The sequence below is a fragment of the Testudinibacter sp. 'clade 2' genome (assembly GCF_006227735.1).
Taxonomy (GTDB): Bacteria; Pseudomonadota; Gammaproteobacteria; order Enterobacterales; family Pasteurellaceae; genus Chelonobacter.
In genome coordinates, this window is sequence record NZ_VDHB01000006.1 from 1 (window position 1) to 15,371 (window position 15,371).

Genomic DNA, 15,371 nt, shown 5'->3' on the forward strand with positions numbered 1-15,371 from the left:
AAGCAGTAATATACGGTTAAAAGGAAATAATATTCGGTTATTTATTGGTGAAAATGTTGAGCTGACTGGATGTATAGCTTCTCTTTTTACAAATTGTGCTTTAAATATTGGCGAAAATACGACTATTGGGAGAGGAGAGCTGACTATTGCTGAGGAATCTAGTTTAGATATAGGGAGAGATTGTATGTTCGCACACGGATATGAAATTCGAACTAGTGATATGCATCCCATTTATAGTTTATCTTCGGGGGAGAGACTTAATCATGGCAGTAGTATTAAACTTGGCGATCATATCTGGTTGGGTAGAGATGTTACGATTTTAAAAGGTGTCACTTTAGCGAGTAATATTGTTGTTGGTATTCGTTCAATCGTAACAAAAAGTATTCTCAAACCTAATAGTGTAGTGTTAGGCACTCCAGCGAGTATAGTTAAAGAAAATATAGTTTGGGGAAGAAAAATGTACCACAAAACGGCATATGATGATTTGACTTTAAAAGAGTTTATACCCAGCAAAGAATAAACTATAATCGGAATCAGATATTTATTAAATTTTTATAATATAACTTAACATGAAAAAACTAACCCTTTCCCTCTGCTGCCTAACGCTGGCAGCCTGTAATAGCATGCCGACTTCGGGGCCTAGCCAAAGTCGGGTGATGGATTTGCAAAATCAAAACACGGAAAATCTGCCGACGGTGGAGGTGGTGGAGGTGGAGGATAATGTCGCTACCGCACTTTTCAATCAGCAGCAGGCGCAGTCGTTCAGCCATTTTGCTAATGCTAACAGTTATAACGGTGCGGTGAATGTGGGCGATACGCTGGATGTGATGATCTGGGAGGCGGCGCCGGCAGTATTGTTTGGTGGGGTGTTGAACCAAAGTGGCACAGGTGGGGCGCAGCTGACCAGTTTGCCGGAGCAGATGGTGAGTGAGAGTGGCAAAATTACGATTCCATTCTTAGGGGCTATTTCGGTGCGAGGTAAAACGCCGGAGCAAATTCAAAAAGAGATTGTACGTCGCTTAAGCCCGATGGCGAATCAGCCACAGGCGATGGTACGTTTGGTGAAAAACAATTCGGCCAATGTCACCGTGTTGCGCCAAGGTAACAGTGTTCGTATGCCGCTGACAGCCCATGGCGAAAGGGTGCTAGATGCAGTGGCGGCTGTTGGTGGGGCGACGGAAAATGCCTATGATATTTCAGTGCAGTTGACTCGTGGCAGTGAGGTCAAAACCATTTCGTTGGAAAGACTGGCGTCTAATCCAAATGAGAATATCCGGTTGCGTTCTGGTGATGTAATTTCGTTATTAAATAATCCATTGAGCTTTACCGCACTGGGGGCGGTGGGCAGCAATCGTGAAGTGCGGTTTTCGGCTAAAGGTTTAACGCTGGCGGAAGCTATCGGCCGCATGGGCGGGTTGATTGACACCCGTTCTGATCCACGTGGGGTGTTTGTGTTCCGCTATTTGCCGTTTGAGAAGTTGAGTGCACAAGACAAAGCCACTTGGCAGGGGCGTGGTTATGGTGTTGGTATGGATGTGCCGACGGTGTATCGCCTTAATTTGTTAGAGCCAAAATCACTATTTTGGTTGCAGCGTTTCCCAATTCAGAATAAAGATATTGTGTATGTGTCCAATGCACCGTTGGCGGAATTCCAAAAATTCTTGAGAATTATTTTCTCGATTACCTCGCCGGTCACCAGCACGGCTAACAGCGTCAATAATTTATCGGATTAATGGAGAAATAAGAAATGACAGAAACCACATTAATCGCAGAAAAACCGATACCAGCAGTAAAAGCAGAAAAAAAGGTGAAAAAGATATGGAAAAAATTTAATCCGTTGTTTTGGATTACGGTATTGATTCCGACATTCTGTTCAGTATTTTATTTTACCTTTTGGGCATCAGATGTGTATATTTCTGAATCTAGTTTTGTTGTTCGCTCTTCACGTAACCAAGCGTCTCTGAGCGGCGTTGGCGCATTATTGCAAAGCATTGGTTTCGCTCGTTCGCAAGACGATACTTATACTGTGCAGGAGTTTATGCGCTCGCGTAACGCCTTAGAACAGTTAGAAGCAGTGCTACCGATGCGGCAATTCTATGAAGATCAAGGTGATCTATTTAGTCGTTTTAATCCATTTGGTTTAAATGATGAACAAGAGGCATTTTATCGTTACTTCCAGAAACGGGAGTCAGTTAGTCTTGATTCTGTATCCGGTATTGCGACGCTTAGTATTCGGGCTTTTAATGCAGAGGATGGGCAAAAAATTAATGCTGAGTTATTGAGTTTAGGTGAAACTTTAATTAACCGTCTGAATGAACGTGCTAGACGAGATACTATTATTTTTGCTGAGCAATCAGTAAAAGAGGCGGAACAACGTGTAACAGATTCGGCTTCTGCTTTGAGTGAATATCGTATTAAGAACGGAATTTTTGATTTACAGGCGCAATCGGAAGTGCAGTTGGCCTTGATATCAAAATTGCAAGATGAATTGATCAATATTCAAACACAGTTGGATCAAGTGCGTGCCATTTCTCCGCAAAACCCGCAAGTTAGAACTTTGCAGGCAAGAGAGAAAAGCATTCGTACAGAAATTCAGCAGCAAATTCAAACCATTTTTGGCGGTGGTGATTCCATTGCCAATCAAACGGCAGAATACCAACGTTTAGTGTTGGATAACACCCTAGCACAACAACAGCTAACAACAGCAATAACCTCTTTGCAGAATGCCAAAGGCGAAGCGGATCGTCAGCAACTTTATTTGGAAGTCATAAATCAGCCGAGCAAGCCGGATTTAGCCTTAGAACCGTATCGAATCTACAATATTTTCGCCACTTTAATTATTGGTTTAATGTTGTATGGGGTATTAAGCCTGATGTTAGCCAGTGTGAGAGAGCATAAAAACTGATGCAATACGGTGATCAAACTACGTTGCGACAATCCTGTTCCATTCAAAAAAGGGTGATTGGCGCTTTATTGATGCGTGAAATCATCACTCGTTATGGGCGTAGAAATATTGGTTTTTTATGGTTGTTTGTCGAACCACTATTGTTAACACTGGTGATCGTGTTGTTATGGAAATTTCTACGAGCAGATCGTATTTCAACCTTGAATATTATTGCTTTTGTGATTACCGGTTATCCAATGGCAATGATGTGGCGTAATGCATCAAATCGCTCGATTGGTGCGATTTCAGGCAATATTAGCCTACTTTATCACCGTAATGTTAGGGTGCTGGATACTCTGATTTCCCGAATGTTGCTAGAAGTAGCCGGAGCAACGATTGCACAAATTACGATTATGGCAATTCTAATTGCGATTAATTGGATTGAACCGCCACAAGATATTTTTTATATGTTATTGGCGTGGATGTTGATGGCGATGTTTGCCGCTGGGCTAGGTTTCATCATCTGTTCTATTGCGTATCATATAGAGCCGTTTGGTAAAATCTGGGGAACTTTGAGTTTTGTGATGTTGCCGCTATCCGGAGCCTTCTTTTTTGTACATACACTACCGGTGCAGGCACATAAATATGTGTTATGGATTCCGATGATCCACGGTACAGAAATGTTTCGTCATGGTTATTTTGGTTCCAGTGTAGTCACTTATGAAAATCCTTGGTACATTTTAGTCTGTAATTTGGCGATGCTTTTGATAGGTTTGCTCATGGTGAAAAACTTTAGTGAAGGAATCGAACCGTCATGATTAGTGTTCAGAATGTCAGTAAGCGGTATTTAACCCGTAGTGGTTGGCGACCAGTGCTACACAACATCAACTTCGAGCTGCAAAAAGGCGAAAAAATCGGGATCTTGGGGCGCAACGGGGCGGGAAAATCGACCCTGATTCGTTTGATCAGCGGGGTAGAGCCGCCGACCAGCGGCACGATTGATCGTAGCATGAGTATCTCTTGGCCGTTGGCGTTTAGCGGTGCTTTTCAGGGCAGTTTGACCGGCATGGATAATTTGCGCTTTATTTGCCGCATCTATGATGTCGATATTGATTATGTCAAACGTTTCACCGAAGAATTTTCCGAATTAGGCGATTACCTGTATGAACCGGTCAAAAAATACTCTTCGGGTATGAAAGCTCGTTTAGCGTTTGCGTTGTCGCTGTCGGTAGAATTTGATTGTTATCTGATTGACGAAGTGATTGCAGTTGGTGATTCCCGTTTTTCTGCCAAGTGTAAATATGAGTTGTTTGAAAAACGTAAAGATCGTTCGATCATTTTGGTATCGCACAGCCCGGCAGCCGTGCGCGAATATTGTGATAATGCGGCGGTGTTAGAAGCCGGGCATATGCACAATTTTGCTTCGATTGACGAGGCGTATCAATATTATAACAACAGCCAGAAATAATGCTGTGGCAGCAATGATAATGCCTCACTCCACCGGCAAGGTGAATTCAGATTAGGGTCTGTTGATGTTTTAAGTATATTATTTGAGCTAAAACTAATCCTTTTAGCCTAGCACGGCAAAGCCGTACTAGGTTACGCATAGATCAGCCGCTTTGCGGCTGCTTCAGAGAGGCAAAGCCTCTCATCAATGCTTAACCGATTGCGACCGTAGGTCGCTGTCGGATAAAATCATACTCTTTTTGCTTGATTTATAAACACCAAAGGTCAACAGCCACTAATAGATGAGTAGCAACTGTGTTTCCAACAAACACAGCCGCTACTCTTATGTCAAAGGCGTTCCTTTCAATAATTTTCTGATCCAAGTGCGGTTTGGGCTGAGGGCTTGTAGGATGTCTTCGCCCAGTGGAATCGGTTCGCCTAGAATCTGGCAGACTAAGGCTTCAGCCAACAGTGGGGCGGAGGTTAAACCACGCGATCCGAGTGCAGCCAGCAGGTATAAATTGGGGTGATATGGTGCGGTAGCGATCGGTTGACGACGCCGACGCAGGTTGAATAGGTTGTGATACACGTTGGCGGTTTGCGCAAAGTTTGGTGCACAGCCCATCATCGGAATGCGTTCACGGGTGCTGCAACGCACACCGATACGCGCTAAATTGTCATCAGTCTTAATTTCCGTCAACCAGTCACAGCCAGCCAGATTCTGTCGTAGTTTGTCAGCGTTTTGCTGTTGTTCTGCGGCACTAAAAGTGCGGTCAGCACTATTTCTCAGGTGGCTGGCGCCAATGCAGTGGCTTTGTTGTGCTTGATCGACCGGTGTTAAATAACCGTCGTAGCAGAGCACCGCTTTCAGGTTCTTCAGCTTTTCTCCCGTCGGAATTTGGCTGACTTGCCCGCGCACCGGGTAGAGTGGAAGTTGGGCGGTTTGGTCAAATTGGGTTATTTGGTGACCATTAGCCAGAATCACCACCTGATGTTCAAACTGTACCTTTTGATCATTAAACAGCCTCCAGTGGTTAGTTTCAGCTTGTAAACTGATGATCGATTGCTTGAAACGAATCGTCAGACCGCACTTTTGTAACTGTTCAAACCCATTTTGCACCAGTTGTTGCGGCGCCAGCCAGCCACCTTTCGGGATAAAAACACCGTCGCAATGTAACTCGATTCCGCTTAAGCGACTCAGCTCGGTTTGATCGCAAAAATGTAATAAATCGCTACCCCATTGTTGCTCGATAATGTGGGCTAGTTTTTGTTTGACCTTACAGTTGTACGCACAAATTGCGACCCCTTGCCAGCCGGATTCAAACTCAATACCTTGCTGTGCCAGATCTTGCAATTGTTGCAGTGCATAAGCGAAGGCGTAGGCGTAAAAGCGGCTGTTGCGCAGGTCATCATCACTGAGTTGTGGATAAACCGCCCCCTGTTTGTTGCCGGAAGCGTTCATTGCCACTTGCTCATCTTCACAATACAGCGTGACTTTTAATCCGCGTTTCAGGCAGGAAAGTGCGGTAAACAGTGAGGCTACACCGCCACCGACAATCGCAATGTCTTGCACTGAATTTGTGTCGCTGACCGCACTTTGGGCATAATACCAAGGGGCTTTGACAGCAGCACCGGTAACGGTAGCCCCGTCCGGTTTATAGCCACACAGCATTTCCCGTTTATGGGCGAATCCTTTGCGTTTTGTCACCTCGAATCCGGCTTGCTGCAAGCCAATACGCACTGCACTAGCGGCGGTAAAGGTGGCGAACGTAGCATTGGATTTACTGTAACGATACATTGCATCATACAGACTTTGCGACCACATTTGTGGGTTTTTGCTCGGCGCAAAACCATCTAAAAACCACGCATCAATTTTTTGCAGCATATTATCGCCTAATAAAGGCAAATTCTCGTGAATATCGCCAAACCACAGATCCAGTGCGGTTTCGTCAAAATGCAGACGATAGCAGCCTTTTAAGTTAAACGGATAATGCTGTTGTAAGCGCTGGCTAAGTGCAGCAAACTCAGGAAACGCCTTGTGTGCTTGTTGCAATTGCTCCGGGCTTAGCGGGTATTTTTCAAAGGAAATAAAATAGAGGCGTTTTAAAATATGCTTGGGATATTGCTGTCGAAAGCGGCGGAATAGCTGAGTGCAGGTGAAGAAATTTAACCCAGTACCGAAACCGCTTTCCGCCACGACAAAGTGTGGTTGTGCGTGCTGTTGCCAGCGTTGCTCCAATTGGTTTCCTTCCAGAAAAACATAGCGGCTTTCTGCCAGTCCATTGTGCGTTGAAAAATAGATGTCATCAAACTGTAATGAAATCGGGGTATCATCGGTCTGAAAAGCGATTTGCGGCGCTTGGGTTGTCAGTTTTTTATTCATGGTGGTCGATATTGATCTCAGATTTGTTGATAGCTGAATATGGCAGTACGCTATTTTAACCGTTATTAGAATAGAGATGTTGCGTTAACATCATACCAACGGCTTTTTGCATAAAAAATGTGCAAAAATAGTGACAGAAGGTAATTAAAACTTGCAATATTCTATTTTCATAGTAATTTATTCAGCTAACAGTTGTACGTTGAAATTTGTTCCGCAATAAGCGGGTCAGTTTAAAAATATTACGTTTTGATGAAGGAAGGGTTGGAGTAAATGAAAAGAGCAGTGATCACCGGTTATGGCATTATTTCGAGTATTGGTAATAATAAAGCGGAAGTGTTGGCTGCTTTGCAGCAAGGTAAATCCGGTATTACCAGTGTGCCGGAATTCATTGAGATCGGTATGCGAAGCCACGTTGCCGGCACGATCAAATTGAATCCAGCGGAATTGATTGACCGTAAAGTGATGCGTTTTATGGGGGATGCAGCGGCGTATGCCTATTTGTCGATGCAGGAAGCCATTGAACATTCCGGTTTGGCGGCGGAGCAAGTCTCAAATGATCGCACCGGGTTGGTGATTGGCGCTGGCACTGGTTCGGCACATAATCAAATTGTTGCAGCAGATGCGATGCGCGGTCCACGTGGGGTGAAAGCCATCGGTCCTTATGCGGTCACCAAAACTATGGCGTCCAGTGTTTCTGCTTGTTTGGCAACGCCATTCAAGATTCGTGGTGTGAATTACAGCATCAGCTCAGCCTGCGCTACTTCAGCGCACTGCATCGGGCATGCGGTGGAATTGATCCAATTAGGCAAGCAAGATGTGGTGTTTGCCGGCGGTGCAGAAGAATTGGCATGGGAATGTGCCTGTGAGTTTGATGCCATGGGTGCATTGTCTACCAAATACAATGACTGTCCGGAAAAAGCCTCGCGCACCTATGATGCGGCACGTGACGGTTTCGTCATTTCCGGCGGCGGCGGTGTGGTTGTGGTTGAGGAACTGGAGCACGCCTTGGCGCGTGGCGCTACGATTTATGCGGAAGTTGTCGGCTATGGCGCTTCTTCCGACGGGTATGACATGGTGGCTCCGAGCGGTGAAGGTGCAGCACGCTGTATGCGCCAAGCGATGGCAAGCGTAGATACACCGATCGATTATTTAAATGTACACGGCACGTCAACCCCGGTTGGTGACGTGAAAGAACTGGAAGCGGTGCGTGAAGTGTTTGGTGACAATACACCGGCGATTTCATCGACCAAAGCGATGAGCGGTCACTCGTTGGGTGCGGCAGGTGTGCACGAAGCGATTTATTCATTATTAATGCTGAACCACGATTTTATCGCCCCAAGCATCAATATTGACCAGCTGGATGAAAAAGCGCAAGGCATGAATATTGTGACCAAAGTGCAAACCGACAAGAAACTGAACACGGTGATGTCAAACAGTTTCGGCTTTGGCGGCACCAATGCGACCTTGATTTTCAAGCGCTACGCTTAATTTGCGGAAAAACCGCACTTTAACCTAAAATTAGCATAAAAATCAGTCTGCCGTTTATTGATGGCAGGCTGATTTTTTATTTTGTGGCGCAGTACGCTATAAAAACCGCTAAAAATCAGGTAATCTAGTATTTTATTTTTATTGAATATGTTGACTTCAAGCGGTAAACGAATGACTAAAAAATTAATCAAAGCACTTGATGCTATTGATCTTAACATTCTGGATGAACTTCAGCGTAACGGCAAGATTTCCAATATTGATTTATCACGCAAGGTCGGATTGTCGCCGACGCCTTGCTTAGAGCGGGTGCGTCGTTTGGAAAAACAGGGGATCATCACAGGCTATCGGGCGCTGTTGAATCCGGAGCTATTGGATTCTGCGCTGTTGGTGATTGTTGAAATCACGTTGGTGCGCGGCAAGCCGGATGTTTTTGAAGAGTTCAATCAAGCAGTGCAAAAACTGGATGAAATTCAAGAGTGCCACTTGGTGTCGGGGGATTTTGATTACCTGCTGAAAACACGAGTGGCGGATATGGCGGCATACCGTAAATTGCTGGGTACAACCTTGCTACACCTGCCGGGCGTGAACGACACCCGCACTTATGTTGTCATGGAAGAAGTGAAACAAACCAATTACCTGCAATTGAAAGCGAAAACCCAATAAAAGACCTAAACCATGATTCGACACCTTCGACCACAATATACGGCTAAGCAGTATATTATTGAAATTATTCTCGGGCTGATAGTACTGTTCGGCGTGTATCTTATTATCGCTTGGTCTAGTTACAGTCCTTATGATAACGGCTGGACAGTTGCCAGCCCGCAGCAACAACCATTAAATAAAGCCGGTGCTTTTGGTGCTTGGTGTATAGATTTGCTGTTTGCGCTGTTTGGCTCGGTTGCCAATATTATTCCGTTTGTAGTGGTCGTTTCTTCGATCTTACTGCTGCGCAATCGTTGGCGTGATCAATTCAGCAAAGGACGGGCTTTACTGCGACTGTTCGGTTTTTTATTATTGCTATGCGGGTTGACGTCATTAGCCGCATTGCTACTTTCTAATAGTGATACCTACCTTGCCGGTGGTGTGCTGGGCGGTTGGTTAATCCAAAGCCTGTATCCGTCATTGGGCATGTTCGGTAGTTTTATGGCTGGCTTTAGTGCTACGGTAGTCGGTTTTATTCTGAGTTCAGGTATGTCTTTGATCATGCTTTTAGTCAGCGCTTATCAATGGCTGACAGCCAAATATGACGAAGAAGATGAAGATGATGAGCGTAACCAAGCCACGCCGCAGCCAGAGTCGCAGGTCGGTGAGCTGTCAGCAGCGGCAGTTTCGCCGGGCTCGGTTGAGCAGTTGGAAGAAATTTTCTTGCCTGACAGTGTGTTGCAAGCAAGAAAAGCTGCTGTTAATCGGGCGACAGAATCTCAATTGAGTAAACTATCTGATGAAGATCAACGTGAGGCAGCGCATCCGATCATTGTCGGGTTGAATGAAACTGCACCTTCGACAGTCGATCAACCTCGTGATACGACACTTTCGGCTGAGGCGTTACCGCACTTTGGTAATTATCAGGTCGAACAAACCACTGAACTACCGAAAGTGTCGATTACAGCGAGCACGGTAGCTCAAGCGAACGATCCAACGTTAAGCAATTTTAATCTGCCTGAAATCGAAGGTATGCCGAAAATCAGTTTGGCAACAGCTGCCTCAATATCAAAGGATACCGAAAATACTATAGGCAGTGTTGCTACACTCAATTCAGCTTCAGCAAACACTGTTTCAGAAAATACTGTTGAAGAGCCGGATGAAGAGTTAATCAACGATTTGGCACGCCAGTTTGCCGAGCGTGAACAACAACGTTTGGCGCAAATGCAGCAAGCGGCACAAGCACTGAATGCGGAAAAAGAGTTGCAGGTGATCTTAAATCACGATGATGCGGCGCAAGCAAAAGCGACGCCAAACTACAAACCGTATGAAAACAGCTTGATACATCCATTGTTACAACCGAAAGTCAGCCACAGCGGCAAACCGACTACACCGTTGCCAAGTTTGGATTTGTTGGAGCAGCGCAAAGCCGAACAACAAGACATCAGCCGCGAGGAAATCGACGAAACTTCCGCACAGATCGAACATCAACTGCGCAATTTTAATGTTAAAGCCAAAGTGCAGAGTGTGTTGGTCGGACCGGTGGTTACTCGTTATGAATTGGAGTTGGAGCCGGGTACTAAAGCCTCGAAAGTCAGCGGGTTGGATACCGACTTGGCGCGAGCCTTAATGTTCCGTTCGATCCGTGTGGCGGAAGTGATTCCGGGCAAGCCCTATATCGGTATCGAAACGCCGAACCTGCGTCGCCAAACCGTGAGTTTACGCGATGTGCTGGCGAGCAAACAATTCAACCAAAGCACTGCTATTTTACCGCTCGCCTTGGGCAAAGACATCAGCGGTGAACCGATTGTGGTTGATTTGGCGAAAATGCCGCACTTGCTGGTGGCAGGTTCGACCGGCTCAGGTAAGTCAGTCGGGGTCAACAGCATGATTTTGAGCTTGCTGTATAAACGTAAACCGGAAGAGGTGCGTTTTATCATGATTGACCCGAAAGTGGTGGAGCTGTCGATTTACAACGACATACCGCACTTGCTGACCGAAGTGGTGACCGACATGAAAAAAGCCGCCAATGCGCTGCGTTGGTGTGTGGACGAGATGGAGCGCCGCTATCAACTATTGTCGTCGTTGTATGTACGCAATATCGAAGGTTTCAACGGTAAGATTGACGAAGCGGAAGCGATGAATCTGCCGATTCCAAATCCGACCTGGCGTCCGGGTGATACCATGGACAGCATGCCGCCGGCGTTGGAAAAATTGAGTTATATCGTGGTGATTGTCGATGAATTTGCCGATTTGTTGATGGTTGCCGGCAAACAAGTGGAAGAGCTGATCGCCCGCTTGGCGCAAAAGGCGCGTGCGGTGGGGATTCATTTGATTTTGGCAACGCAACGCCCGTCGGTCGATGTGATCACCGGTTTGATTAAAGCCAATATTCCAAGTCGAATTGCGTTCACCGTCGCTAGTAAAATCGACTCACGTACTATCCTTGATCAAGGTGGTGCGGAAGCACTGTTAGGGCGTGGCGATATGCTGTATTCCGGGCAAGGTTCGTCCGAACTGATTCGGGTGCACGGCGCTTTTATGAGCGATGAAGAGGTCAACAAAGTGGCTGATGACTGGCGTGCGCGCGGCAAACCGCAATATCTGGATGATATTGTGGTCTCGCAAGAAGAAGAGAGCAGCGAAAGTGCGGTTGGCGCTGATGATGATATTGATGAGTTGTTTGACTCGGTGGTGGAATATGTGCTGACGACCGGCACAACCTCGATCTCTTCGATTCAGCGCAATTTCAAACTGGGCTTTAACCGTGCGGCACGGATTGTCGATCAAATGGAAGCGCAAGGGATTCTCTCTTCGCCGAATAACGGTAAGCGCGAAATTTTGGCACCACGTAATCAGTATGATTAAGACTGATAGCAATTTCCGTACACGGTTAGGCATCATAAGGGGCTTTGCCCCTCGCAGATTGGCTTAAGAACCTATTGATAAACCAATTGTCTTATTTATACGCAACTGATTAACAGTATTGAGAGGAAAAAAGATGAGATATTTAAACAAAACCGCACTTTTACGCCACACCGCACTTGCGGCATTGCTGTTTTCAGCCACGGCGAATGTGTGGGCCGCGGCGGTCGATGAATTGCAACAGCGCTTGGCGGAAGTGGGTTCTTACAGCGCCGATTTCAACCAACGAGTGACCAGTGCCGACGGTAAGTTAGTGCAGGAAGGCAGCGGTAAATTTCAGGTGAAACGTCCGAATTTGTTCCGTTTAGACACTAAAAAACCACAAGAAACTCAAATTATCGCCGACGGCAAAACCTTGTGGTATTACGATCCGTTTGTGCAGCAAGTCACCGCACGCAAGGTGTCAGAAGCGATTGACAACACCCCGTTTATCCTATTGACCAGCAATGATCCGCAACAGTGGAACAACTATACGGTCACACAAAAAGACGATACCTTTACCCTGACGCCAAAAGCCAAAGACAGTGCGATCAAGCGCTTCGAAGTGCGAATCGACAGCAACGGTTTGTTGCGTAACTTCAGCACCATTGAACAGGACGGACAGGCGAATTTGTATATGCTGCGCAATATGAATAATGTGACGCTGGACAATAAATTGTTTCAGTTTAGCGTGCCGAAAGGGGTAGAACTGGATGATCAGCGCTGAGCCAGCGTTAAGTCAGCGTTAAGTTAACAGGGAATAAGAGCGTGAATAATCTCTCGTTTGATTTTGCTGAAAGTGATTTCCGTCCGCTGGCGGCACGGATGCGCCCGACTACGCTGGACAACTATTTCGGGCAGTCGCATTTGCTGGCAGCGGGCAAACCGCTGCGCAAAGCGATTGATGCCGGGCACATTCACTCAATGATTTTGTGGGGGCCGCCCGGCACCGGCAAAACCACCTTGGCGGAAATTCTGGCGCAACGGATTAATGCCGAAGTGGAACGCATTTCAGCGGTCACCGGCGGGGTGAAAGAAATTCGCGAAGCGATTGAACGAGCCAGACAGAACAAACAAGCCGACCGCCGTACCATTTTATTTGTCGATGAAGTCCACCGTTTCAACAAAAGCCAGCAAGACGTATTTCTGCCGCACATTGAAGACGGCACGATTATTTTTGTTGGCGCCACCACCGAAAATCCCTCGTTTGAACTGAATAGTGCTTTGCTGTCCCGTGCCAGAGTGTATCTGCTCAAAGCGCTGAGCCAAACCGAAATTCAACAAGTGCTGCAACATGCACTGAGTGATAGCAAGTGCGGTCTGGGCGGCGAACACGTTCAATTGGAAGAGAATTTACTGGCGATATTAGCGGAATATGTCAATGGTGACGCACGTCTTGCCTTGAACTGCCTCGAATTAATGGTCGATATGGCAGATGAAATTGACGGCAAAAAGCAACTCACCCAAGCGCTGCTGATTGAAGTTTTAGGTGAGCGGCAAGCTCGCTTTGATAAGCAAGGCGATCGTTATTACGATTTGATTTCGGCAGTGCATAAATCGATTCGTGGCTCTGCGCCGGATGCGGCACTGTATTGGTATGCCCGCATTATCACCGCCGGTGGTGATCCGTTGTATGTGGCGCGGCGCTTATTGGCGATTGCTTCGGAAGACATCGGTAATGCTGATCCACGTGCGATGCAAGTGGCACTCAGTGCGTGGGATTGCTTCACCCGTGTTGGCGCGGCTGAGGGGGAACGGGCGATTGCACAAGCGATAGTGTATCTGGCGGTGGCGCCGAAAAGTAATGCGGTGTATCAAGCCTTCAACACTGCCAAACAACAGGCAACCCAATTCCCTGACTACGACGTGCCACCGCACTTGCGTAATGCCCCGACCAAGCTAATGAAATCACTCGGCTACGGCGATGAATACCGTTATGCCCACCACGAAGAAAACGCCTACGCTGCTGGTGAGAATTATTTCCCGCCGGAGCTAAAAGACAGCCGCTATTACTTCCCGAGCGAACGAGGCATGGAAGCCAAAATTAAGCAGAAACTGGATTGGCTGGCACAACTCGATCAACAAAGTGACAAAGTGCGGTACAACGATCAATAGACCCTAGTAAGGAGCAAGCGATGTTTCGATTAGACGACCCTCAATTACTTAAAACCGAATGTTACATCAATGGCGAGTGGCGCCAAGCCTTAAACGGCGAAACAATTGCGGTACTGAATCCGGCGACTGGCGAGGTGATTGCCGAAATCCCGCAAATGGCGGAACAAGAAGCGCGGCAAGCCGTGGCGGCGGCACATCAAGCACAGCAAGCTTGGCAACAGAAAACGGCTAAACAGCGCAGCCAACTCTTGCGCACCTGGTTCGAGCTGATTGTGCAGCATAAACACGATTTGGCGACGATTTTAACAATCGAACAAGGCAAACCGCTGGCAGAAGCGCAAGGCGAAATCCTCTACGGCGCCTCTTACATCGAATGGTATGCCGAGGAAGCCAAACGGATTTACGGCGACACCATTCCGGCGCCAAGTGCGGATAAACGGATTTTGGTCACCAAGCAAGCGATTGGCGTTTGTGCTGCAATCACACCGTGGAATTTCCCGAATGCGATGATCACCCGCAAAGCAGCACCGGCATTGGCGGCAGGTTGTACCTTTGTCATTCGTCCCGCTTCGCAAACCCCATTATCCGCCTTGGCATTGGCGGAATTAGCCGAACGGGCAGGGATTCCTGCCGGAGTATTTAATGTGATCACCGGCAGTGCCACTCAAATCGGTAAGGTGTTGACCGAAGATGATCGGGTGAAAAAATTCAGCTTCACCGGCTCAACTTCAGTCGGGCGTTTGCTGATGCAGCAATGCGCTTCAACCATTAAAAAAGTCTCATTGGAGCTGGGCGGCAATGCACCATTTATTGTATTTGATGATGCCGATTTAGAGGCCGCCGTGGAAGGTGCCATCGCCTGTAAATTCCGCAATGCCGGGCAGACCTGCGTCTGTGCTAATCGAATTTATGTACAAAGTGCGGTGTATGAGGCTTTTATCGAACGCTTTAAAAGTGCGGTAGCCGGCTTAAAAATCGGTAACGGTTTAGAGCAGGGTGTTACGTTTGGACCGTTAATCGATCAAAGTGCGGTAGCTAAAGTGGAACAACATCTTGCCGATGCATTGAATCACGGGGCTGAAATTGTTTGTGGCGGTATGCTGGCGGAACAAGGCGGATTGTTCTATCAACCGACGATTGTGCGCAATGTGACCGCTGAGATGAAAGTGGCAACTGAGGAAACCTTTGGTCCGTTGGCGCCGATTTTCAAATTTGAAACGGAAGATGAAGTGATAGCGGCCGCCAACGCTACTGAATTCGGCTTAGCGTCTTATTTCTACAGCCGTGATATCGGACGGATTATGCGAGTATCAGAAGCTTTGGAATACGGCATGGTCGGCGTTAACAGCGGCATTTTGTCTAACGAAGCCGCACCGTTCGGTGGTGTGAAACAATCGGGCTTGGGGCGTGAAGGTTCAAAATACGGGATTGAAGATTATTTAGAGATCAAATATATCTTATTGGGTGGTTTAGATAAATAAACATCAACAGACCCTAGGGTCTGTTGAT

At 46.9% G+C, this 15,371-nt stretch carries 12 protein-coding genes; 11 read left to right on the forward strand and 1 reads right to left on the reverse strand.

Annotated features, from left to right (window positions below; all coding sequences use genetic code 11):
* The 5 genes from FHQ30_RS13400 to FHQ30_RS00860 form a co-directional block, all read left to right on the forward strand.
* A partial coding sequence (locus FHQ30_RS13400) for an acyltransferase (RefSeq protein ID WP_267963852.1) occupies nt 1-520 on the forward strand: 520 nt, incomplete at its 5' end.
* 49 nt (nt 521-569) lie between these two features.
* Complete coding sequence (locus FHQ30_RS00845) at nt 570-1,733, forward strand: polysaccharide biosynthesis/export family protein (RefSeq protein WP_139611901.1); 1,164 nt, start codon at nt 570-572, stop codon at nt 1,731-1,733.
* 14 nt (nt 1,734-1,747) lie between these two features.
* Nucleotides 1,748-2,905 (forward strand): capsule biosynthesis protein, encoded by a 1,158-nt coding sequence (locus FHQ30_RS00850; protein ID WP_139611902.1) that lies wholly within the window; start codon nt 1,748-1,750, stop codon nt 2,903-2,905.
* Complete coding sequence (locus FHQ30_RS00855) at nt 2,905-3,702, forward strand: ABC transporter permease (protein ID WP_139611903.1); 798 nt, start codon at nt 2,905-2,907, stop codon at nt 3,700-3,702. The genes FHQ30_RS00850 and FHQ30_RS00855 overlap by 1 nt, the downstream gene beginning before the upstream one ends.
* The gene (locus FHQ30_RS00860; protein ID WP_139611904.1) at nt 3,699-4,352 is read left to right on the forward strand and encodes an ABC transporter ATP-binding protein; all 654 of its coding nucleotides are present in this window, start codon (nt 3,699-3,701) and stop codon (nt 4,350-4,352) included. Before FHQ30_RS00855 ends, FHQ30_RS00860 begins: the two co-directional genes overlap by 4 nt.
* A 321-nt stretch (nt 4,353-4,673) precedes the next feature.
* Here FHQ30_RS00860 and mnmC read toward each other — a convergent pair whose 3' ends face one another.
* Entirely contained in the window at nt 4,674-6,713 is a 2,040-nt protein-coding gene (mnmC, locus tag FHQ30_RS00865; protein WP_139611905.1) for a bifunctional tRNA (5-methylaminomethyl-2-thiouridine)(34)-methyltransferase MnmC2/FAD-dependent 5-carboxymethylaminomethyl-2-thiouridine(34) oxidoreductase MnmC1, read from the reverse strand.
* A 270-nt stretch (nt 6,714-6,983) separates the two neighbouring features.
* Between mnmC and fabB the strand changes: the two genes are divergently transcribed.
* From fabB to FHQ30_RS00895, 6 genes are all read left to right on the forward strand, one after another.
* Entirely contained in the window at nt 6,984-8,201 is a 1,218-nt protein-coding gene (gene fabB / locus FHQ30_RS00870; RefSeq protein WP_139611906.1) for a beta-ketoacyl-ACP synthase I, read from the forward strand.
* Between the two features lie 171 nt (nt 8,202-8,372).
* The gene (gene lrp / locus FHQ30_RS00875) at nt 8,373-8,864 is read left to right on the forward strand and encodes a leucine-responsive transcriptional regulator Lrp (protein ID WP_139611907.1); all 492 of its coding nucleotides are present in this window, start codon (nt 8,373-8,375) and stop codon (nt 8,862-8,864) included.
* Between the two features lie 12 nt (nt 8,865-8,876).
* Nucleotides 8,877-11,711, forward strand: a complete 2,835-nt coding sequence (locus tag FHQ30_RS00880; RefSeq protein WP_139611908.1) for an FtsK/SpoIIIE family DNA translocase — start codon at nt 8,877-8,879, stop codon at nt 11,709-11,711.
* Between the two features lie 133 nt (nt 11,712-11,844).
* On the forward strand, nt 11,845-12,474 hold the full coding sequence (gene lolA, locus FHQ30_RS00885; RefSeq protein ID WP_139611909.1) for an outer membrane lipoprotein periplasmic chaperone LolA: 630 nt from the start codon (nt 11,845-11,847) through the stop codon (nt 12,472-12,474).
* Between the two features lie 41 nt (nt 12,475-12,515).
* Entirely contained in the window at nt 12,516-13,862 is a 1,347-nt protein-coding gene (locus FHQ30_RS00890) for a replication-associated recombination protein A (protein ID WP_139611910.1), read from the forward strand.
* 20 nt (nt 13,863-13,882) lie between these two features.
* Nucleotides 13,883-15,343 carry an NAD-dependent succinate-semialdehyde dehydrogenase gene (locus FHQ30_RS00895; RefSeq protein ID WP_139611911.1) on the forward strand — a complete coding sequence of 487 codons (1,461 nt, stop codon included), beginning with the start codon at nt 13,883-13,885 and terminating at the stop codon, nt 15,341-15,343.
* Nucleotides 15,344-15,371 lie beyond the last annotated feature (28 nt).